Below are 23,554 nucleotides of genomic sequence, written 5' to 3' on the forward strand. Positions count from 1 at the left end.
AAATGTCTAAAAAAAGTTTTTCATATTTGTTACTTTTTGTTTGCTTCAGTGCCAAAAACCATGGTTATTATCCGGCGGCGCACCGGGCCAAAAGTCCGGCGCCAAAGGATTGCCATGTGTCCACAGACCCGGCAATCGCAGCCGATCGGGTCCACCCAAGCGCTGTCACCCCTGCGCAGGCCGTTCCCCATCGTTGACCCTCACACGAAAGGCGAGGTTTCAATTGGTCATGCGGTATGCATTCGTCGATTCAAGCAGTGCGGCGTTTATCGTCAACCCACCCTCCGCAAATCCCCTGTGCACCACTTCGTTCGTCAACGACGTGAGCCCGCGAACACGCGCCGCACCATCCCCCTGATTCCGAATGACCGACCCGGCACGCAGTGCCAGGCGACGGCGAGACGATGAGCGTCCCAGCCACACACAAAAATAATGTAGTCATGGACGGTAGCCTGATGTTCGATAAATCTTCCTTGCGTGGGACGACCTCCGCGCAGCCCACCGCTTTACCCGAAAATCCATCCGTCCCCCCGGCACTGACCGACCAGAGCGCTTACTGGCGCGAGCGGCTGACCGACGCCCCGGCGTTGTTGGAGTTGCCCACCGACCGGCCGCGACCGGCGGAGCAGGATGACGAATACGCTTCGCAGGTGCTGACGCTGGACGCGCCATTGAGCCAAGGGCTCAAGGCCCTGGGCCAACGCCACGGCACCTCGCTGTTCATGACCCTGCTGGCCGGTTGGGCCGTGGTGCTGGCGCGGTTGTCCGGCCAGCGCGAGGTGATGATCGGGACGCGCACTGAAGATCTCGGCAATACTCTGCCACTACGTCTGTCCCTGGCTGACGCGCACTGTGCGAGCCAACTGCTCGACCACACCCGCGAAGTGTTGCTCGGCGCCCAGGAACATCGGGACCTGCCGTTTGAACACCTGGTGGCGCAACTGCACCTCGAACAAAGCCCCGCGTACCATCCGCTGATCCAGGTGCTGTTTGTCTGGGATCAATCGCCGTCATTGCCTGCCGGGTTCGACCTGACACTGGTCCTGGCCGAAACGGCAGAGGGCATCAGCGGCCATTTGCATTACGCCTCGGCGCTGTTCGACGCCACCACCGTCGAACGTTTCGCCGGGTACTTTTGCCGAATGCTGGCGCAGATGATTGCGCAGCCAGAGCGCCCGGTGATGGCCCTGGACATGCTCAGCGATGCCGAACGCCAATGCCTGGTCCACGACTGGAACAGCGCCGAACAGCCGTTCGACGCCGATCAAACCGTGCACGGATTATTCGAAGCCCAGGCTCTGCGTAACCCAGGTGCCATTGCCGCACGCTTGCGCGATGACGTGCTCATCTACGGCGAACTCAACACCCGCGCCAACCGTCTGGCCCATCACCTGCGCAGCCTGGGTGTCGGCCCGGACGTGCGGGTCGGGTTGTGCCTGGAGCGTTCGCTGGACATGCTGGTCGGCACGCTCGCCGTGCTCAAGGCCGGCGGCGCTTATGTGCCGCTGGACCCGGCGTATCCCACCGCGCGCCTGGCGCACATGCTCGTCGACAGCGCGCCTGTGGTGGTGTTGACCCACGCCCCGGCAAAAGCAGCCCTCGACGCCGCCGTGGCGCATTCGTCCAGCGCCCCGACGTTGCTGGAGCTGGACGCCGCCAGCCACTGGGCATCACAGCCATCGGACAACCCCGATCCAGTCGGGGTGACCCCGCGAAACCTGGCCTACGTGATCTACACCTCGGGCTCCACCGGCACGCCAAAGGGTGTGATGGTCGAGCACCGTGGGCTGATCGCGGTGAGTGCAGCCTGGGAAAAGCTGTACGCCTTGGGCGGCCCGCTCAATCACCTGCAAATGGCCGGTTTTTCCTTCGACGTATTCAGCGCCGATCTGATCCGCGCACTGGGTTTTGGCGGCACGCTGGTGCTGTGCCCGCGTGAAACGCTGATGGACCCGGCGGCGCTCTATCGCCTGTTGAGCGAGGCACGGATCGGGTTTGCCGACTTCGTGCCGGCGGTGCTCAACCCCTTGCTGGCCTGGCTGGAAGAAACCGGCCATGACCTGTCATTCATGCACACCGTGGTCTGCGGCTCGGACATCTGGACCGCCCATAGCGCCCGGCAATTACGCACGCTGTGCGGCGATCACGTGCAAATCGTCCAGGCTTACGGCGTCACCGAAGCGAGCATCGACAGTACCTGTTTCGAGTTCAACGCCGACAGCGTGGCGCAAGGCGTATTGCCCATCGGCCGAGCCCTGGCCAACACCCGGATTTACTTGCTCGATGCCTTGGGCGCGCCAGTGCCGGTGGGCGTCGCGGGCCAATTGCACATCGGTGGTGTCGGTGTCGCCCGTGGGTATCTGAACCTGCCGCAACTGACCGCCGAACGCTTTATCGACAGCCCATTCGTGGCGGGCGAGCGTCTGTACCGCAGCGGCGACATGGCGCGCTATCGCCAGGATGGAAATCTGGAATTCCTTGTGCGCAACGACTTCCAGGCCAAGCTGCGGGGCTTGCGTCTGGAACTGGGGGAAATCGAAGCGCGTCTGGCGGATATCGCCGGGGTACGGGAAAGCCTGGTGATTTTGCGCCAGGACACGGTCGGTGAATCGCGACTGGTCGCCTACTACTGCGAAAGCAAAGGCGCGGCACTGAGCCCGGGTTTGCTGCGCGAACAACTGAGCGTCAGCCTGCCGGATTACATGGTGCCCACGGCGTTCGTGCGTCTGGAGGCGCTGCCGCTGACCGCCAACGGCAAGCTCGATCGCACCGAGTTGCCGGTGCCGGGCGCCGAGGCTTTCGACCAGCGCGATTACCAGCCACCACGGGGCGCACTGGAAATTGCCCTGGCCGGCATCTGGTCCGACGTGCTGGGCATCGAACCCATCGGGCGTCAGGATCAGTTCTTTGCCCTCGGTGGTCACTCGCTGCTGGTGATGCGCGTGCTGGCGCAAATCCGTCACACACTGGGCCTGGAAGTGGCGCCTTCGACGCTGTTTGCCGCGCCGGTGCTGCAACAGTTCGCCGAACGCCTGAAACTCAACCAGGGCAAGGCTCGCGTGGCGATCACGGCTATTGAGCGGTCGGGCGCGCAAACGTTGTCGTCTGCCCAGCAACGCCTGTGGTTCCTGGCGCAAATGGAGGGGGGCAACGCGGCGTATCACATGCCGCTGAACCTGCGCTTGCGCGGTCCGTTGCAGGTCGCGGCTCTGGAGCGCAGTTTCAATCAACTGGTGGCGCGCCATGAAGCGCTGCGCACCACGTTCATCGCCATTGAAGGGGAAGGGCGGCAACGGGTCGCGGCGCTGTGGCAGTTCATCAAGCTGTCGGTGATTGACCTGGAAGGACAGCCCGAGGCACGTCTGACGCAGTTGATCGACGAGGAGGGCGCCAAGCCCTTCGACCTGACCCAGGGGCCGCTGATGCGCGTCAGCCTGGTGCGCCTGGCCGACGACGATCATGTGTTGCTGCTGACCCAGCACCACATCGTCTCCGATGGCTGGTCGATGGGCGTGCTGACCCGTGAGTTGGGCCTGTTGTACGAAGCCGCGATCCAGGATCGCGACGATCCCTTGCCCCCGCTGCCGGTGCAGTATGTGGATTACGCCGTGTGGCAACGTCAGTGGTTGTCCGGCGAAGTGCTGGAGCAGCAGAGCCGCTATTGGCGCGACACCCTCAGCGGCGCCCCGGTGTTGCTGGAACTGCCGGCGGATCACAAGCGCCCGGCGGTGCAGGATTACCTTGGCGGTTTCGTGCCGCTGGTGTTCGACCGGGCGTTGACCGCGCAACTGAAGACCTTGTGCATGCAGCAGGGCACCACGCTGTTCATGACGTTGCTCGCGGCGTGGTCGCTGGTGTTGTCGCGTCTGTCCGGGCAAACCGACGTGGTGATCGGCGTGCCGTCCGCCAACCGTTCCCAGCAGGAGCTGGAAGGCCTGATCGGTTTCTTCGTCAACACCCTGGCCCTGCGCATGACCCGCTCCGGCGCGCCGTCGGTGGCGCAATGGCTGCAACAGGCGCGCCGCGTCGCATTGGAGGCCCAGGAACATCAGGATCTGCCGTTCGAGCAAGTGGTGGAATTGCTCAATCCGCCTCGCAGCCTGGCCCACAGTCCGCTGTTCCAGGTGCTGTTTGCCTGGGAGCAGGATCAGGACTCGGACTTGATCCTGTCTGGGCTCGACGTGACCCCGGTGGAGAGCAGCCATCATGTGGCCAAGTTCGATTTGCAACTGGCGCTCAGCGAGCGTGACGGGCAGATTGTCGGTGGCCTGGAATATGCCTCTGGCCTGTTCGAACCGGGCACCGTGGCGCAGTTTGGCGAGTACCTGCGTCGGGTGTTGATGCAGATGGTCGAACACCCGGATCAGCCGTTGTCGAGCATCGATCTGCTCAGCGCGCAACAGCATCAGCAAATCGTCCACGACTGGAACCGCACCGAGCGCGACACCTCGGCCATGCCCGATTGCGTGGCGCGGTTTGAAGCGGTGGTCGGGCACACGCCTGACGCGGTGGCGTTGCTCGCCGAGGACCGGCAACTCAGCTATGCAGCACTGAATCAATCCGCCAACCGACTCGCCCATTACCTGATCGAACAAGGCGTGGGTCCCGAGCATCGGGTGGGACTGTGCCTGGAGCGTTCGCCGGAGATGGTCATCGGCTTGCTGGCGATCCTCAAGGCCGGCGCGGCGTATGTGCCGTTCGACCCGGCGTACCCGAGCGAGCGTCTGGCGTTCATGTTCAGCGACGCCGCACCGACCCTGGTGTTGACTCAATCGGCACTGCGCGATGGGGTCACGGATGAGTTGACCATCTGCTGCCTGGACACCGACGCGCCGCAATGGGCGCTCTGTTGCGAGAGCAATCCGCAAGTGACCGTCAGCCCTGACAACCTCGCCTACGTGCTCTACACCTCCGGCTCCACCGGCCGCCCGAAAGGCGTGGCCCACAGCCGCCGGGCCCTGGATAACCTGATCACCTGGCAGCTCGATCAAGCGTCGGCGCCACGCCGGGTGTTGCAATTCGCCTCGCTGAATTTCGACGTGTCGTTCCAGGAAATCTGCAGCACCCTGTGCCAGGGCGCCAGCCTGTTGCTGATGACCGAAGACAGCCGCAAAGACCTCGCCGCGCTGCGCCCGAGCCTGGTGGCCGAAGGCGTGCAGCGGGCGTTCCTGCCGTTTGCCGTGTTGCAGCAACTTGCCGGCCTGACCGAGGCCGATGCGCCGATGCCGGCCGGTGGCTGCGAAATCGTCACCGCCGGTGAAGCCCTGCAAATCAACGATGAACTGCGCGGCTTCGTGCGTGGCCTCGGCGGTGCGCAGTTGCACAACCAGTACGGCCCGACCGAAACCCATGTGGTCAGCCAGTTCAGCCTGTCGTGCAGCGAAGCCGAGCACTGGCCGGATGCGCCGCCGATTGGCCGACCCATCGCCAATGCGCGGTTGTACGTGCTGGACCTGGACATGAACCCGGTTCCCGTCGGTGTCGCGGGTGAGTTGTACATCGCCGGTGCGTGCCTGGCCCGGGGTTACCTCAATCGCCCGGACCTGACCGCCGAACGCTTTGTGCCGGACCCTTTCAGCACCGAACCCGGGGCGCGCATGTACCGCAGCGGTGACGCGGCGCGGTTCCAGGCCGACGGCAACGTGCAGTACCTGGGGCGGATCGATCAGCAGGTCAAACTGCGCGGTTTCCGTATCGAACTCGGCGAGATCGATAGCCTGTTGCAACAGCAACCCGGCGTGCAGGAAGCCGTCGTGCTGTTACGTGAAGACGTTGCGGGGGACAAGCGCCTGGTGGCTTACGTGGTCGGTCCGGCCTCCAGCGAAACCCTGCGCGCCGAACTGCAACGGCACTTGCCGGAGCACATGATTCCCAGTGCCTGGGTGTCCATGGCGCAACTGCCGCTGACCCGCAACGGCAAGCTCGACCGCCAGGCACTGCCCGCGCCGGAACGCAGCGCCGGGGCGACCTACGTGGCGCCCCGGGACGACAACGAACGACACATGGCCGACATCTGGGCAGAAGTGCTGAAGTGCGAGCGCGTCGGCATTCACGATAACTTCTTCGACCTTGGCGGCCACTCGCTGCTGGCGACGCGGATGATCTACGCGATCAATCAGCGCATGGGCGCGCAACTGTCCCTGAGCAGCCTGTTCAAGACCCCGGTGCTGATGGACCTGGCGGCCCAGGTGCAGGCCGGGCGCGGCGACGACACGCGGATCGAACCGGCCTTCACTGAGTTCCAAGCCGACCGCGAGGCCCGGCATGCGCCGTTCCCCCTGACCGATATCCAGCAAGCCTATTGGTTCGGCCGCGAAGCCACGGTCAGCCTCGGCGGGGTCAGCGCCCACGGCTATGAAGAACTGCGCATTCCCGACTTCGACGCAGCGCGCTTCGAGCTAGCGCTGAATCGCATGATTCAGCGTCACGACATGCTGCGCGTGGTGTTTCTCAGCGACGGCACACAACAGGTCCTGGCGCAGGTGCCGACCTACACCATGCCCCGCAGCGACTTGCGCGGTTTGCCCGCCGAGGTGGCGCAACAAACCTTGCACGCCACCCGCGAACGCCAGTCCCATCAGGTGCTGGACGCCAGCCGCTGGCCGTTGTTTGAGTTCAGCCTGTCGTTGCTCGATGACGGCATCACCCATCTGCACATCAGCCTGGACGCGTTGATTGTCGATGCCGCGAGCACGCAGATTCTCGCCCGCGAGCTGATGGCGTTCTACGCCGAGCCGAACCTGGCCCTGCCTGAACCGGGCCTGACCTTCCGCGATTACGTGCTGGCCGAACACCAATTGCGCAGCGGCACGCGCTACGAACAGGCGCTGGGTTACTGGCGTGAGCGCGTGACGACGTTGGCCCCAGCGCCGGACTTGCCCCTGGTGCGCCAGCCGGACAGCATCGCCAACCCGCACTTCACCCGCCGCGACCGCGACATGCCGGCGGCACAATGGGCACAACTGAAAGCCGTGGCCAAGCAGTTCGCGGTCACGCCGTCGGTGATGCTGTTGACCGCGTTCAGCGAAGTGCTGGCGCTGTGGAGTCGCCAGCCGCGCTTTACCCTGAGCCTGCCGCTGTTCAACCGCTTGCCGTTGCACCCCGACGTCGATGAAATCATCGGCGACTTCACCTCTCTGGTGCTGCTGGAAGTCAATATTGCCGGCGCGGCGAGTTTCACCGACAAAGCCCGGGCGGTGCAGGCACAGCTGTGGCAAGACATCGATCACTCGGTGGTCAGCGGTGTGCGCGTACTGCGGGAATTGTCCCAGGCCCGGGGTGTGCAGCAGACGGCGATGCCCATCGTCTTTAACAGCACGTTGTCCGAGGCGGCGCCGGAACTGGCCGAGTTCAACCTCGCCGATGCGTTGAACGCCAAACACATGCACAGCATCACCCAGACCCCGCAGGTGTGGCTCGACCACACGCTGCTGGAGCTGGAAGGGCGGCTGCTGTTCAACTGGGACAGCATCGATGAGCTGTTTCCGGAAGGCATGATCGAGCAGATGTTCATCGCCTATAACGCGTTGCTGGATCGCTTGCTGGAGCCGTCAGCCTGGGGTGAAAGTACGCCGCAACTGTTGCCGTTGGCGCGTTTGCCGGCACCGCTCGACAGCCAGGAAACGCTGCCATTGATGCACCAATTGTTCGAGCGTCAGGCCCTCGCCACTCCGGAGGCGGTCGCGGTGATCGCCGCGCAACGGCAACTGAGCTACGGGCAATTGCGGGTTGAGTCACACGCCCTCGGCGCTCGGCTTCAGGCACGGGGTGTGCTGCCGAATCGACTGGTCGCGGTGATGATGGAACGCGGCTGGGAGCAAGTGGTGGCGACCCTGGGGATTCTGTACGCGGGCGGCGCCTACCTGCCGATTGATCCGACGCTGCCGGCGGAACGGGTACGGCATATTCTTGAACGGGCCGAAGTCAGTCTGGTGCTGACCCAACCGTCGCTTCTCGGGATGATCGAGTGGCCACAACAGGTCAGTGTCATTGCGGTGACCGATGACGTCGCGGGCGATCAGCCAATGCTGCAACCGGTGCACGTAGCCCCCACGGATCTTGCCTACGTGATCTACACCTCCGGCTCTACCGGCCTGCCCAAAGGCGTGGTCATCGACCATCGCGGCGCGGTCAACACCTTGCTCGACATCAACCGGCGCTTCGCTGTCGGCCCGGCGGACCGCGTCCTGGCGATTTCGTCCCTGAGCTTCGACCTCTCGGTCTACGACTTCTTCGGCACCCTGGCGGTGGGCGCGGCGGTGGTGGTGCTGGAACCGCAACTGGCCCTCGACCCGGCGCATTGGCGGGACTTGATCGAGCGCCATCGGGTCAGCCTGTGGAACTCGGTGCCGGCCCTGCTGGGGATGTTGCTCGAATACGTGGAAGGCGAGGGCGACGTGCTGCCGGTCAGCCTGCGGCTGGCGATGCTCTCCGGCGACTGGATTCCCCTGACCCTGCCGCAGCGGCTCTGGGCCTTGCAGCCCTCGGCGCAACTGTTCAGCCTCGGCGGTGCCACTGAAGCGTCGATCTGGTCGATCTGCTACCCGGTGCAGCACGTCGATCCGGCGTGGCGCAGCATCCCCTACGGCAAGGCCCTGGATCACCAGCGCTTCTACGTACTGGACGAAGCCCTGCAAGTGCGCCCGACTTGGGTCGCGGGGCAGTTGTACATCGGCGGTATCGGCTTGGCCCAGGGTTACTGGCGCGATGAAAAACTCAGCGCCGGCAGTTTCTTCCCGCACCCGCTGACGGGCGAACGGCTGTATCGCACCGGCGACCTCGGGCGTTTGCTGCCCGACGGCAACATCGAGTTCCTTGGCCGCGAAGACAATCAGGTCAAGGTCCAGGGCTATCGCATCGAGCTGGGTGAGATCGAAGCAGCGCTCAATCGCCACCCCGGCGTACAAGGCGCGGTGGTGCAGATTCTCGGCAGCACGTTGGGCGAAAAACGCCTGGCAGGTTATGTGCTCAAGGCCGATCCGGCGTTGCAGGCCGGGGATTTCGTGCAGTACCTGGCGGATAAACTGCCGGCGTACATGGTGCCGTCGTCGTTTACCTTCGTCGATGCCTGGCCGTTGTCGTCCAACGGCAAGGTCGACAAGAAACGCCTGCCGCAGCCCTCGCCAGTGGCGCAATCCGGTCCGGCGCTGGAAGTCGATGGCCCCGAGGAACAGCGGCTGGTCGCTATCGTGCAAGGTGTGCTCAAGCGCGACGGGATTGCCGGCAATGCCAACCTGTTGAACCTTGGCGCGACCTCGATCGACATCGTGCGGATCAGCAACGCGCTGTCCAGCGAATTGCGCTTCCGACCCCACGTCGCGCAACTGTTGGCGCAGCCGACGCTGCTGCACCTGATTGGCATGTACCGGCAGAATCTGGCGCAACAGGAACTGGTCAGCAGCGCGCAACAACGCGCGGCCAGCCCCGAGGAAGTCATCGAAGATCCGCAACTGCGGACGCAGTTCAAGGCTGACCAGCGCGGACGTCGCGACTTTGCCCAAGCGTTGCCAGAAGTGGCGTTGACGCTGCCGCAAGACCCGGCATTCGCCCAGCGTTTCAGCGCTTACCGCTCGGTGCGCCAGTACGGCGCGCAACCCATCGCCACCCATGCCTTTGCCGAGCTGATGGCGGCGCTCGCCCAGGGCCAACTCGACGGCGAGGTGAAATACCAGTTCCCCTCGGCGGGCGGTTTGTACCCGATCCAGGCCTACCTCTATGTCAAACCGGAGCGGGTGCTCGGCGTGCCCGGTCGCGCCTATTACTACGACCCGCGCCAGCACCGCTTGCTGGCTCTGGACAGCGGCGTGCTCGACCCCGACACCTATGACTATTTTGTCAATCGCCCGGTGTACGAGAACGCCGCGTTCGCGCTGTTTTTCATTGCCGACATGGCGGCGATCCGTCCGCTGTACGGCGAACGCAGCCGTGACTTCTGCCACATCGAAACCGGGGCCATGGCGCAATTGCTGACCATGACCGCTGTCGAGCAGGGCCTGGGCCTGTGCGGCGTCGGTTCTATCGAGGAGCAGCAATTGCCGGTGCTGTTCGACCTGGGGCCGAGCCACCAGTTGATCTACTCGATGGTCGGAGGCTTGCGTACCGCCGATCAACAACAGCGGATGCAAGTCGAGAGCTTTGCCACGGATCAGCCCGCAGACGACAGCGACATGGAGGAATTTGAAGTATGAACGCCTATCAATTGCTGGAGCTGTTCGCTCGTCATGACGTGGTCCTTGAAGTGGACGGCGACAAACTGCGCTGCAAGGCGCCCCGTGGCTTTCTGACGCAAGACATGCTGCAGGCGCTCAAGCGCCACAAGGTTGAGCTGATCGGGTTGCTCGGTGGCCAGGACGCTGCGGCGATTCCGTTGCGCACGGCTGGCGAAGCGCACTGGCCGCTGTCGTTTTCCCAACGGCAATTGTGGTTCCTCGATCAACTGGAACCGGGCAACGCCTTCTACAACGTGCCCACGGCGGTAACGCTCAAGGGCACGCTGGACGTGTCGCGGCTGGAAGGCGCGTTGAACGAACTGATCCGCCGCCACGAAATCCTGCGCACTACTTTTTGCAGCGTCGAGGGTGAACCGCGTCAAGTGGTGCACCCGAGCATGCCGCTGGCGCTACAGGTCACGGATCTGCGGGATCTGCCAGTCGCCGAGCGCGAACAGAAAGTCCGGCTAGCCGTCGATCACGAAGCCCGGGCGCCATTCGACCTCGCCACCGGCCCCTTGCTGCGCGCCTCGTTGCTACGCCTGGCCCACGACGAATACCTGTGGCTCTACAGCGTGCATCACATCATCGCCGACGGCTGGTCGATGGGCGTGATCCTGCATGAAGTCACCACCCTCTATGGCGACAGCCTGCGCGGCGAGCCGTCGAGCCTGGCGCCGTTGCCGGTGCAATACGCCGACTACGCCTGCTGGCAACAGCAACGCCTGGGCGGAGATGCGCTGCAAACCCAGCTCGATTTCTGGCGCCGGACCCTGGCCGATGCGCCGTCACTGTCGACCGTGCCCTCGGATCGGCCACGGCCAGTGGTGCAGCGATACGTCGGCGCCACGTTCAGTTCATCCGTCGACGGCGACACGCTGCGGGAACTCAACGCTTTGGCGCGGCAGACCCAAGGCACGCTGTTCAACGTGTTGCTGGGTGCACTCGCTGTGTTGCTGTGGCGCCACAGCGGTCAGCAGGATCTGTGCATCGGCACGCCGTTCGCCAACCGCAGCAGCCCGGAAATCGAGCCGCTGATCGGGCATTTCGTCAACACCCTGGTGATCCGCCAGCGTCTGGATTCGCAACAGACCTTCGCCGAACTGCTGCGTGACGTGCGCGGGCAGATGCTCGACATCCACGCCCATCAGGACGTGCCGTTCGACCGCGTGGTCGAGGCCGTCAACCCACCCCGCGATACCGGTCATTCGCCGCTGTTCCAAGTGATGATGGTGTTGCAGAACACCCCTGGTGGCGGGGTGCAGATGCCCGGCCTGAACCTGACGCCCTATGGCACCAGCAGCGCCACGGCTAAGTTTGACCTGGCGTTTGAATGGGTCGAACGGGAAGGGCGGCTGAACCTGTTGGTGGAATACAACACCGACCTGTTCGACGTTGCGACCATTGAGCGTTTGAGCGGTCATTACCGGCAATTGCTGAAACAGATTGCCCTCGATCCGAAGCAGGCGATTGGCGGGTTGTCGTTATTAGCCGAGGCTGAGCGCGAGCAAATCCTCGTGGAGTGGAATCGAACCGCGCCGCTGGGGCAACCGGCCGATTGTGTGCACCGACTGGTCGAAGCCCAGGTCGTCCGTGATCCCCAGGCCTGTGCGGTGTCGTTCGAATCCGAGTCGTTGAGCTACGGCGAACTCAATGCCCAGGCCAACCGTCTCGCGCAGTATTTGCGTACCTTGGGCGTCGGACCGGACGTGCGCGTGGCGGTGTGCGTCGAGCGTTCGCTGGAGCTGCCGGTGGCGCTGCTGGCAGTGCTTAAGGCTGGCGGTGCCTATGTGCCGCTGGACCCGAATTACCCGGTCGGGCGCCTGAGCCACATGCTCAGCGACAGCACCCCGGCGGTGTTGTTGACCCTCGGCTCGGCCCAAGGAGTGTTGCGCGAGGCGCTGCAAGGTTCGACCTGGGAAGCGCCAGTGCTCGACCTCAAGGCCGACGCCGCGAGTTGGGCCGAACTGTCGCCGGACAATCCCGACCCGCGCAGCGTTGGCGTCATGCCCGATCATCTCGCCTATGTGATCTACACCTCGGGCACCACCGGGTTGCCCAAGGGCGCGATGGTCGCCCATCGCGGCCTGAGCAATCTGCTGTTGTGGTGTTCGCAAATCTGCGGCGAATCCGGGGTGATGCTGCACAAGATCCCCTTCGGTTTCGACGCCTCGGCCTGGGAAACCTTCTGGCCCCTGGCAACCGGCGGACGGCTGGTGGTGGCGCGCCCCGGCGGTCATCTGGAGCCGGGCTACATGGCTCGGGTGGTGCGCGAACAGCGGGTCACGGCCCTGGTGTTTGTGCCGGCGATGCTGCAACTGTTTCTTGAGGTCGATGAGGTCAGCCTCTGCACCGAACTGACTGATGTGTTCAGCGGCGGCGGTGAACTGCCACCGGCGCTGGCCCGGCGTTTCCAGGAACGGCTGCCCCATGCTCGCCTGCATAACGTCTACGGCCCGACCGAAACCACGGTGATCAACAGCGTCTGGACCCTGGAGCCCGGCGCCGCCGTGCCGGCCCTGCAACTGCCGATTGGCCGTCCCATCGCCAACAACCGTTTCTACGTCCTGGATGAGCGCGACGGGCCAGTGCCGGCGGGCGTTACCGGGCAGTTGCACATTGGCGGCGTCGGCGTCGCCCGGGGTTACCTGGGGCTGGCGCAACTCACCGCCGAGCGTTTTATCGACAACCCGTTCGTGCCCGGTGATCGGCTGTACCGCAGTGGTGATCTGGCGCGCTATCGTCCGGACGGCCAACTGGAATTCCTCGGGCGCAACGACTTTCAGGTCAAGCTGCGTGGCGTGCGTCTGGAATTGGGCGAGATCGAGGCGCGGTTGGAGGCGTTCCGGGGCGTGCGCGCCGCCGTGGTGCTGATGGTCGGCGACACGGCGCAAAACCAGCGGCTGGTGGCGTGCTGTGCGGTGAGTGAACCCCTGGAAGAGTCGGCGGTGCACGCGCATTTGGCGACGACCTTGCCGAGCGCCGTACTGCCCAGCGCCTATCTATGGCTCGACACCTTGCCGCTGACGGCCAATGGCAAAGTCGACCGCGTGGCCCTGACGACCCTGGCCAATCAAGACCTGGCTGATCGTCAGGTCAACCTCAGCAGCCCTCGGGACCATATCGAACTGGCGCTGTATCAAATCTGGAAAGGCTTGCTGCTGGCCCCGCAAATCGGTATCCGCGACAACTTCTTCAACGTCGGCGGCACCTCCATCGCCGCGATCAAAATGGCCCACCAGCTCGGCTTGGCGTTTGGCGTCGAGGTGCCGGTGCGCGTGGTGCTTGGCTATCCGACCATCGAAGCCCTCGGTGGCTGGTTGCGCGCCGGAGCCAGTCCGGCGGCAGCCCAGAGCAACCTGATCGAATTCCGTCGCGGCGAAGGGCGGCGCAATGTGGTGTGCATTCACCCGGCGGGCGGGACTGCGTTTTGTTATTTGTCCCTGGCCAAGGTGCTGCCGGATGCGGTCGGTGTCTACGGCATTCAGTCGCCGGGGTTGAATCCGGGTGAGGCCACCGAGCCGACGGTGGAATCGATGGCCGAAGCCTATCTGCGCCTGATCGAACCGCTGGCGACACAACCGCTGGTGCTCACCGGGCTGTCGTTCGGTGGCCTGGTGGCCTACGAAATGGCCAAGCGCCTGACAGCGGCGGGGCATCGTCAGGTAACGCTGGTGTTGCTCGATACTCAGGGCAGCGATGACCCGAGTTTCCGTCAGCAGATCGGCACCGTGGACATGGCCGAATTCCGCGACAAACTGGTGCGCTTCAACGGCATGTACCCCGGCATCGAAGATGCCCAGGTCGAGCGTTATTTCCATCTCTACAACCACAATCGCCTGGCCATGGCCGGCTACGAATGCGCGCCACGGGCCGGTCGTGTGGTGCTGATCCAGGCCAGGGAAGGCTTCAGTCGCCAGCAGTTGCATGAACTGCGGGGCTTCTGGCGGCGGCGGGCCGGCGACGGCTACCTGGCGAAACTGGTGAATGGCGGTCACTGGGACATGCTCGAAACCACGGAAGTGCACCGGGTCTCCCAGACCCTCAGGCAGGAGCTGCAACGCTTCGACGCGCAGGAGGCGAAATGATGAATTCGCACAAGGACAATACGCCGACGTTGCTCGCTCAGTTTGCCGAACACGTGCGCAACGATCCCCAAGCCCTGGCAGTGATCGATCAACAGGTACGGCTGACTTACTTCGAACTGGCCAGCGCCAGCGAACGCATCGCCCGGGGTTTGCAGGCGCGTGGCGTGCAACCAGGGCAATCCCTGGCGCTGTGCCTGCCACGCTCCTGGCAATGGCTCGCCGTGATACTGGGTGCGTTGAAAGTCGGGGCCGTGGTGGTGCCGCTGGACCGTGCCAGCCCGGTCAAGCGCCGGGAGCTGATGCTCGCCGATGCCGCGTGCGTAGGGCTGATCACCCCGGATGAGGACTGGGCCTCGGCATCCTCGCTTTGGCACACCACCGTCGAAGCGCTGCTGGACCACCCGGACCAACCCCCACAACCCTTGGCTGATACCTTCGCCGAGGTCAGTTTTCTGTTCTACACCTCGGGCACCACCGGCACACCGAAAGCGGTGGAAGTCGGCGAGCGCGGCCTGCTGCGCCTGACGCAAACCGGTGGTTACATCGAGATTCGCCCCACGGACCGCTTTGCCTGCCTGTCCAATCCGGCTTTCGATGCGTGCAGTTTCGAACTGTGGGCGCCACTGCTCAATGGCGGTTGCTGCGTGATGATCGCCGATGAAGACGTGCTCGATGCGCGTCGCCTGGCGCGGGTGCTGGAGGAACAGCGGGTCGATAACCTGTTCATGACCGTGTCGTTGTTCAACACCTTGAGCGCGGATTTCCCGGCGTGTTTCGCCAGCCTGCGTCAGGTGTTGATCGGTGGCGAGCAAATCAGCGCGGCGGCCGTTCGCGCCTGGTACAAGGCCAATCCCGAGAGCCCGTGCCAGATTTTCAACGTCTATGGCCCCACCGAATGCACTACGTTTGCCCTGTGCTATCCGATTGCCCGGGACTTCTGCGGCTTGTCGGTGCCGATTGGCCGAGCGCTGCCGGACACTGGCGTTCAGGTGTTGGATGAGCGACAGCAAAGGGTTTCGGGCGGTGAAGTGGGTGAGTTGTACCTGAGTGGCAGCGGCGTTGCCCGTGGCTATCGCAACCGTGGCGAAGACACCGCCCGCAGTTTTGTGCGCTTGCCCGGGCTCGACGGTGGCGCCCAGGTGCACTACCGCACGGGAGATCGGGTCAAGGTCAACGACCAAGGGTTGATTGAATACGTGGGCCGGGTTGACCGTCAGGTGAAGGTCCGGGGTTTTCGCATCGAGCCGGGGGAGGTGGAGCTGCGGATTCTTGAGCATCCACGGGTGGCACAGGCCTATGTCTGCACCCGACGTCTGGCGGCTGAAGATCATCAGTTGCTGGCGTTTATCGTGCCCCGGGAAGGTCTGGATTACCTTGAGTTCGACGCGCATCTTCGGGAGCAATTGGCGTCCTACATGCGGCCGCACCAGTTGTTTCTGCTGGAGCGTTTGCCGCTGACCGCCAATGGCAAGATCGACCGCGAGGCGTTGCTGGCCCAGCCGTGGATGCCGTGGCGGCCACTGGCATCGACTGATGGCGACGAATCACCGGCTCTGAATTGGTTGCTGGAACAGGCCCGTTCACTGTTGGGTCAACCGGCCCTGGGCGCCCAGGACGACTGGCTCGGCAGTGGCGGCGATTCACTGAAAGCCATGCGCCTGCGTTCGGCGATTCGCAGCCATTGGCAGCGTGAGATCCCTGTCGCTACGTTACTGAGCGAGTCGTTTGCGGTACTCGCAGAACACCTGATCAGCCAGCAGGACAGCGTTATCTATCCGCCCGCGCCCGCGATCAGCAGCGCCCGTCGTTTGCCGGCCACCGCCGAGCAACGACGCCTGTGGCTGATGCAGCAGCTTGAGCCGACATCCACCGCGTATAACGTGCCGCTGATTCTGCACCTGGCGGCGGGTGTCGATGTATCGGCATTGGCCGAGGCCGTGGGGCGTCTGGTGAGGCGTCATCCGGGGCTGCGCACGTCATTTGCGCCCGGCGCCGATGGCCTCGATCAGGTGATTGCCGAGCAGGGTTCGACTTGCCGCACGTTGGCGCATTTTACCGAGGACACCTGGTCGGCCTTCGCAGCGATGGTGTTTGGCACCCCGTTTGATCTGGCCACGCCCATGCTGTTCCAGGCCTGGCTGTTGCCCTTCGCCGATGGAAGTTGTCGGTTGCTGCTCAACATGCACCACATCATCGTCGATGGCTGGTCGATGAACCTGTTGTTCGACGACCTGACCGCGCTGTACGAAGATGCCGTGCAAGGTCGCGCCAGTCCTGAACCGACCCCACGCCTGAGCGCACTGGAATTTGGCCAGTGGCAAGGCCAATGGAGCATCGACCCGCATTACCGCGACCAGCGCCGGGCCTTGGCGCAGTTGTACCGCCAGCAGGAAGCGCCATCACCGGCGCTGCTGCCCACGGCTGTTGTCAGCCCGCAAGCACGGCTTTATCGCCAGCCATTGGGGGGCGCACGCAACGCCGCTCTAGAACAGTTTTGCAGCCAGCAACGCCTGACCCGTTTCGAAGTGCTGTTCAGTGTCTTTGCCTGGAGCCTCTATGCCCTGACCGGCAGCGAGCGGCCACGCATCGCCAGCCCGGTGTCGAACCGGCCCCTGGCGGAGTTCGAAGACACCGTTGGCATGTTCGCCAACACCGTGCTGATCCCGACCACCGTCGATAACGCCCTGGCACTGGGCGAACAACTACGCCGCCAGACCGCCACCGTGCGCGAGGTGCTGGCGTTGCAGGACGTCGCCCTGGCGGATGTGGTGGAAGACCTGCGCTTGTCGTCGAGCGCGACGTTGTTCGATTTCATGTTTGTGCTGGAAAACACCGATTACGCCGCGCTGGCCGATTCAGGCTTGCGGGCGACCCTGGAATTCAGCGAGCAGTTCCAGGCCAAATGCCCGCTGACCTTGCTGGTGGTGGGCGCTGAATGTTGGTGGGAATACCAGTGCAGCTACTTCGATGAAGCGCAGATGCGCGCGGTGAATCAGCTGTTCAACCGTGGCCTCGACTTGCTGTTGCAATCCCCGGCGGCGACCCTGGACACGCTGCTCGGCCCTTATCGCCAGCACTTGCCGCTGGCCAGTGAAGGCGCCAGCGGCGCGGCGCCGTTCAGCACCATGGCTGACTGGTTCGAGCATCAGGTCCATTGCACGCCAACCGCCACCGCGCTGGTTGCCGGGCAGCAACGCCTGAGTTACAGCGAGTTGAATGCGTTGGCCGATACCCTGGCGGCGACCCTGATCGAGCAGCATCCGTTGCCCAATCGCGACAATGAGCCGCTGCATGTGGTGTTGTTCCTTGAAGCCTCGGTCGAGCACATCGTCGCCTTGCTGGCCCTGGCCAAACTCAACCTTACCGCCGTGCCACTGGACCCCGGTTATCCGCTCGCCGTGCAACGCCAGGTGCTGGAGCAAGCGCAGCCCCATTGCCTGTTGTTCAGCACCGCGACCGAGGCGGCGCTGGATAACCTGAACGCCAGTCGCTTCCCCCTGCAACGGGTGAATCTGAGCGCCGAAGCCCAACCGTTCGAGCGTCCACGCCACACCGGCGAACGTCCGCTGTACACGCTGTTTACCTCCGGCTCCACCGGTACGCCTAAAGGCGTCCAGGTGCCGGACCGGACCCTGTGCAACCTGCTGCAATGGCAGCGCACCGAGGGCCAGTTGCCGGCCAAATCGGTGACCCTGCAGTTTTCCATGTTGTCGTTCGACGTGTCGTTCCAGGAGATCTTCGGCACCTTGTGCGGCGGTGGCACCTATCACCTGATCACCCCACGCTGGCGGCAGGATGCCCAGGCATTGTTGGCGTATCTGGTCGAGGCGCGGATTGAACGGCTGTTCCTGCCGTGCGTGGCCTTGCAGCATTTGGCGCAAACCGCCGTCGCCCAACACCTGTACCCGCCGACGCTGCGGGAAGTGGTGACGGCCGGGGAGCAGTTGCTCTGTACCGACGCGCTGAAAACCTGGTTCGCCGGCCTGCCGCAGGCAACGCTGTTCAACCACTACGGCCCGACCGAAACCCACGTCGTCAGCGCGTACCGCTTGCCGGCCAACGCCCGGGACTGGCCGTTGCGCGCCCCCATCGGCCACGCGGTCAGCAATGCCCGATTGCTGTTGGTGGACGAATACGAACGTCCGGTGCCGAAGGGCAGCCGTGGCTACCTGCTGGTGGCGGGGCCGATGATTTCCCGTTGCTACCTCGCCGACCCGGCGCTGAACGCCGCACGCTTTATCGAACGGCCGCAAACCGAGGGTGAGCCCCGGCTGTTCTATCGCACCGGCGACCTGGCCTGGGCCGATGCCCACGGCTGTCTGCACTACCTGGGACGCGACGACCAACAGATCAAACTCAGCGGCCATCGCCTGGAGCTGGGGCAGATTGAAGCGGCGCTGATGCAGGTGCCGCAAGTGATCAACGCGGTGGTGACGATTCAAGCCGAACCGCCGCGCCTGACCGCTTACCTGCAACTGGACGGCGAACCGGCGACGGCGCAGGTGCTGGATCGTCAGGTGGCCCGGCAACTGCCGGCCCATGTGCGCATCGATGAATATCGACGGATCGACGCCTGGCCGCGCACCCCCAGCGGCAAGATCGACCGCAAGGCGTTGAACGGTTTGGGCGAAGCGCTGGAGCGCCGGCGCTCAGCGGCAACGGTCACACCGTTGAACGCACTGGAACAGCAACTGAGCGACCTGTTCAGCGCGGTGATCGGCCGTGATATCGAACCGGATCAAACCTTCTTCGAGGCTGGCGCCACCAGCCTTGGCCTGATGCGCCTGCATGCCCGCTATAACAAGGAACTGCCCCACACCGTGGCGATGGCTGACCTGTTCGAGCAAGTGACGGTGCGGCGCTTGGCGGCGCACTTGTCCAGCGCGCCAGCGGTCACCGTTGAGCGAGTGCGCCACGCCGATACCGGGCAACAGCCCATGGCGATCATCGGCATGGCGGTCAACGTCGCCGGGGCGCAAAACCTCGATGAGTTCTGGGCGATGGTCCAGGGTGGCGCGTTGGGTATCGAGCATTTCCCGGCAACGGATGGGCGGGTCGGTGCCCGCAGTCAACTGGCGGGAATGCTGGATTTCGACCCTGAATATTTCGGCATCAGCCGCCAGGAAGCACGCCTGATGGACCCGCAGCAGCGGCACTTGCTGATGGCCTGTGTGCAGGCGTTGCAACACGCCGGCATCACGCCGTCCGCCGACGGCCCGCGCATCGGTTTAATCGCCAGTTGCGGCGAAACCACTTACTTCCAGCAGATGTTGCGCGAGAGCGCCGACGGTGATTTGCCGGACGGCTTCCAGATGGCGCTGCACCACGACAAGGATTTCCTGGCGACCAAAGCCGCTTACCACCTCGACCTCACCGGTCCGGCCATGAGCGTGCAAGCGGCGTGCGGCAGTTCGTTGATCGGCGTGCATCTGGCCAGTGCCATGCTGCGCCAGGGTGACAGCGATGTGATGCTGGCGGCGGGCGTGCTGATCGACCCGACCTTGACCGACGGCTATCGCCACCGCTCGCAGCACATTTTTTCCAGTGATGGCCTGTGCCGGCCGTTCAGTGACGACGCCAGCGGCACCATCGGCGCCAGCGGCTACGGCGTGGTGGTGCTCAAGCCCCTGGCCCAGGCCCGGGCCGATGGTGACCGGATTTACGCATTGGTCGAGGCTTCGGCACTGAACAATGACGGCCGCGACAAGATGAGCTACACCGCGCCCTCGGTGGCCGGGCAGAGCGCGGTGATTCGCGAAGCTCTGGGCAAGGCTGGGCTGACCGGTGCGGACATCGGTTACATCGAAGCCCACGGCACCGGCACCTTGCTCGGTGACCCGGTCGAGGTGGCGGCGTTGAGCAAGGCATTCGGCGATGCCCCGGCCGGTCGTTGCGCCCTGGCTTCGGTGAAGAGCCAGATTGGCCATTTGGGCGCGGCGGCGGGGGTGGTCGGGCTGATCCGCGCCAGCCTCGCGGTGTTCCACGGCGTGGTGCCGCCTAACCTCGGCTTTGGCCGGATCAATCCGCAAATCGATCTTGAGCATTCGCCGTTTTATGTACCGACCACTTCACGGCCATGGCCCGAGGGGCGTCGGCGTGTGGCGGGGGTCAGCAGTTTTGGCATTGGTGGCACCAACGCCCATGTGATTGTCGGAGCCGCGCAGCAGCACGAGGTGGCGGCTGAAGATACGTTGCCGCTGCTGATGATTTCGGCCCACAGCCGTTCGGCGTTGCTGCGGGATGTTGCCGCCATCGAAGGCTATTTGCAGGCGTTTCCCGAGCGTCATCAAGCGTTGCTCAGTCACTTGCAATCGGGTCGTCGTCAGTTGCGCTGGCGCCTGGCGATGGCGTATCGAGCGGGTGATGTGTTGGACACCTCTTTGATCAAGGAAGTGATCGCGTCCGGCGTGCGGCTCGATGCTCACGAACATTCAATTCCGGCGTTGATCGAGGCGTGGTACGACGGTGCAACCCTCGACTGGCCCCGTCGCTCGGCACCACCGCCATGGGATCTGCCGCCCTCGGCCTTCGATCTGGAGCGCTATCGCTTTCAGGCGTCTGCCGTGGCGGAGCCTGAGACGGCCATTGCGCAGCAGCCGTTGGCGCAGTGGTTCTACCAGCGGCAGTGGGTACGCGTTCGACGCTTGGATACGGCGGTTGCCGCTCAACGTGAAACCCTGGTCCTCTGTGGTAACGAGGCCCCCGACGCGATGTTGTTGGAGAGCCTGAACGCTGTCTATAAACGCGTGATTCAGGTCCGCGCCGGCAATGGCTTCAAGCGCCATGGCCCGGATCGTTTCGAACTGGACCCGTTGGACGCGCAGGCCTTGACCCGACTGCTCAGCGAAGTGGCCGAGCCTGGGTTGGTCGAACTGGACTGGCTGCACGCTTTGCCGCTGTCGGTGACCGGCGTGGTGAATGAGCAAAGCCTGGCTGCCGCACAGTGGGCCGGTGTGGATACCGTCAGTGCCTTGATGCAGGCCTGGGGGCAATCCACCCGTACGGCCTGCCTGCGATTGTGGCTGATGTCGTGGCAGGCCTGTCCGGTGGACGGCGACGTGGCGCGCCCCGAGCTGGCGGCGCTGGCGGGCATCACCGAGGTGGTGCCCCAGGAATACCCGGTGCGTTGTCACTGGCTGGATTGGCCATCGCCGCAGCTGGATGCGCCAGAACTGGCGGCGTTGCTCAGCGACCCGGCGGCATTGCCCCGGCGCATGGCGGTGCGCGGCGGTTATCTGTGGCAGCCACGGTTGATGGCCAGTCCGTTGCCGGCCACGGCATCGAATTCCAGCAAGCTGCCCATGGACGGCACGTTTCTGGTACTGGGCGGCACGGGCGGTATCGGTCGCACCCTGTGCGAACACCTGTTGCAGGCGCCGCAGCGGCGGGTCGTTCTGCTCTCAAGAAAGGGCGAATTACCCGCTACTTTGGCGGCCTACGGTTCGCGGATCGACTGCGTGCAAGCCGATATCGCCGACCTGGTGCGCTGGCCAACGGTGCTGGAGCAACTGGTGCGGCGTTACGGTCGCCTGGCCGGGGTGATCCACGCGGCGGGCGTCGGTGCCGGCAGCCTGATTCGCCATCGCGACGCCCGACAACTGGGCGAAGCCATGGCGGCCAAGACCCGCGGCATGCTTGCGGTTGAAGCCTTGATCGAGCACCTGGCGCCCGGGTTTGTCCTGTACTGCTCGTCGATGTCGGCGCTGTTCGGCGGCGCCGGGCATCTGGACTATGCGGCGGCCAGTGGCGTGCTCGACGGCTTCGTGCATTACCGCTCGAACGCTGACTGCCTGCGCCTGGGCATCAACTGGGATATCTGGCGCGACGTCGGCATGGCCACCACCAGTGGCGCCAGCGATGCCGCGCATCAGGAGCATCTGACGGTGGGCCTGTCGGCGCAAGAGGGCTGCCGGGTGTTCGACCTGGCCCTGACGGCGCAACTGCCACAATTGCTGATCTCCACCACCGGCATCGACACGGCGCGGCGTTTTTATCCGGTGCGGCATGGCGCCGCGAATGCGCCGACCCCGACGACCGTGGACCTGCGCGGACACTTGCAGGAATGCCTGTGCAAATGGCTCGGCGTGTCGGCGCTGGAGGACGACGATTCCCTGTACGACCTCGGGGCCGATTCCCTGACGTTGCTCGACCTGATCGACGAACTGCAATCGGTCACCGGTGAGGTGTTCCAGTTGTCGCAGTTCAGTCACAAAGTCAGCCTGCAAGAGGTGCTGACATTGCTCGATGGCGCCAGTGGCAGCGTGACAAGCACCTGGGACGACGGCGTGCAGATCGATCAGTGGCACCCAGGGGCAGGGCGAGAATGGCTGTACCTGATCCACCCGGTGGGTGGTGATGTCCAGGCTTACCGCGAACTGGTCTCGGCGCTGCATCCCGACCTGGGCGTGTGCGTGATCGCTGATCCGGCGTTGCGTTTGCCGCAGTTGCCGAACATCACACTGGAGGAGCGCGCAGCGCTTTATCTGAACGCGGTGCAGGCGCATCACCCCGAGGGCGTTGCGTGGCGCTTGGCAGGCTGGTCGTTCGGCGCCTGGGTGGCGCAGGCCATGTGCGGCCTCGCGCAGGGCTCGGGGCTGCGCCAGCCGCTGCTCTACCTGATCGACCCGCCCGCGCCGGATGCCGGTGCGGAACTGGCCTTGATCGACGAGCAGCACATTCAACAGGTGTTCCAGCGCGAGTTTTCCGCACGCCGGCCCGACGACGCGCCGGCAGACGACGTGCCGCGCTACCTGCAAAGCCTGGTCGCCTGTTGCAAAAACAACATCGCGAGCATGGCCGGGCATCAGCCGTCACGCCTGGAACACACAACAACGCGGTTGTTTATCGCCACCCGCGCCAATCCCTACGGCATGGGCAGCGCGTGGCAGATCGCCGATCTACAACTTGCCTGGCAGGGGCTGTTGCCGCGGATGCGCAGTTGGCAGGCGCTGGACACCGATCACTACGGCATCGTCGCCGGCCAATGGGCACGGGACATCGCCGACATCATCAGCACGGATTCGCCATCAGGGGAGGTTCATCAGCATGAGTGACACACAAGCGCAATTCGATGTGGTGATCAACGATCAGGGCCAGTACTCGGTATGGCCGGTGGGCAAGCCGATGGCCATTGGCTGGACCGAGGCGGGGCAGCGTGGCGAGCGCCAGGTTTGCCTGGACTACATCGCTGAACACTGGACCGATATGCGACCACGGTCGCTGAAGAAATGAACACCGCAACCCCCTGTGGGAGCGGGC

The 23,554-nt window shown here is 64.3% G+C and carries 4 protein-coding genes; all 4 read left to right on the top strand.

The features are described 5' to 3' along the window. The first annotated feature begins 455 nt into the window (after positions 1-455). The 4 genes from BK665_RS18285 to BK665_RS18300 are packed head-to-tail and all read left to right on the top strand — an operon-like array spanning position 456 to position 23,527. Entirely contained in the window at positions 456-10,187 is a 9,732-nt protein-coding gene (locus tag BK665_RS18285) for a non-ribosomal peptide synthetase (protein ID WP_123408423.1), read from the top strand. Continuing rightward, the gene (locus BK665_RS18290) at positions 10,184-14,296 is read left to right on the top strand and encodes a non-ribosomal peptide synthetase (RefSeq protein WP_123407884.1); all 4,113 of its coding nucleotides are present in this window, start codon (positions 10,184-10,186) and stop codon (positions 14,294-14,296) included. The genes BK665_RS18285 and BK665_RS18290 overlap by 4 nt, the downstream gene beginning before the upstream one ends. Further along, positions 14,296-23,349, top strand: coding sequence for a hybrid non-ribosomal peptide synthetase/type I polyketide synthase (locus BK665_RS18295; protein ID WP_185076586.1), 9,054 nt, complete (start codon positions 14,296-14,298; stop codon positions 23,347-23,349). Before BK665_RS18290 ends, BK665_RS18295 begins: the two co-directional genes overlap by 1 nt. Further along, the gene (locus BK665_RS18300; protein ID WP_123407888.1) at positions 23,342-23,527 is read left to right on the top strand and encodes an MbtH family protein; all 186 of its coding nucleotides are present in this window, start codon (positions 23,342-23,344) and stop codon (positions 23,525-23,527) included. The genes BK665_RS18295 and BK665_RS18300 overlap by 8 nt, the downstream gene beginning before the upstream one ends. Positions 23,528-23,554: the final 27 nt, after the last annotated feature.

The organism is Pseudomonas frederiksbergensis (assembly GCF_003732665.1).
GTDB lineage: Bacteria > Pseudomonadota > Gammaproteobacteria > Pseudomonadales > Pseudomonadaceae > Aquipseudomonas > Aquipseudomonas frederiksbergensis_G.

What these genes read in the sequence shown, in the direction of transcription:
- BK665_RS18285 (WP_123408423.1), top strand. Translation starts at nt 456, where the DNA reads ATGTTCGATAAATCTTCCTTGCGTGGGACGACCTCCGCGCAGCCCACC.
- BK665_RS18290 (WP_123407884.1), top strand. Translation starts at nt 10,184, where the DNA reads ATGAACGCCTATCAATTGCTGGAGCTGTTCGCTCGTCATGACGTGGTC.
- BK665_RS18295 (WP_185076586.1), top strand. Translation starts at nt 14,296, where the DNA reads ATGAATTCGCACAAGGACAATACGCCGACGTTGCTCGCTCAGTTTGCC.
- BK665_RS18300 (WP_123407888.1), top strand. Translation starts at nt 23,342, where the DNA reads ATGAGTGACACACAAGCGCAATTCGATGTGGTGATCAACGATCAGGGC.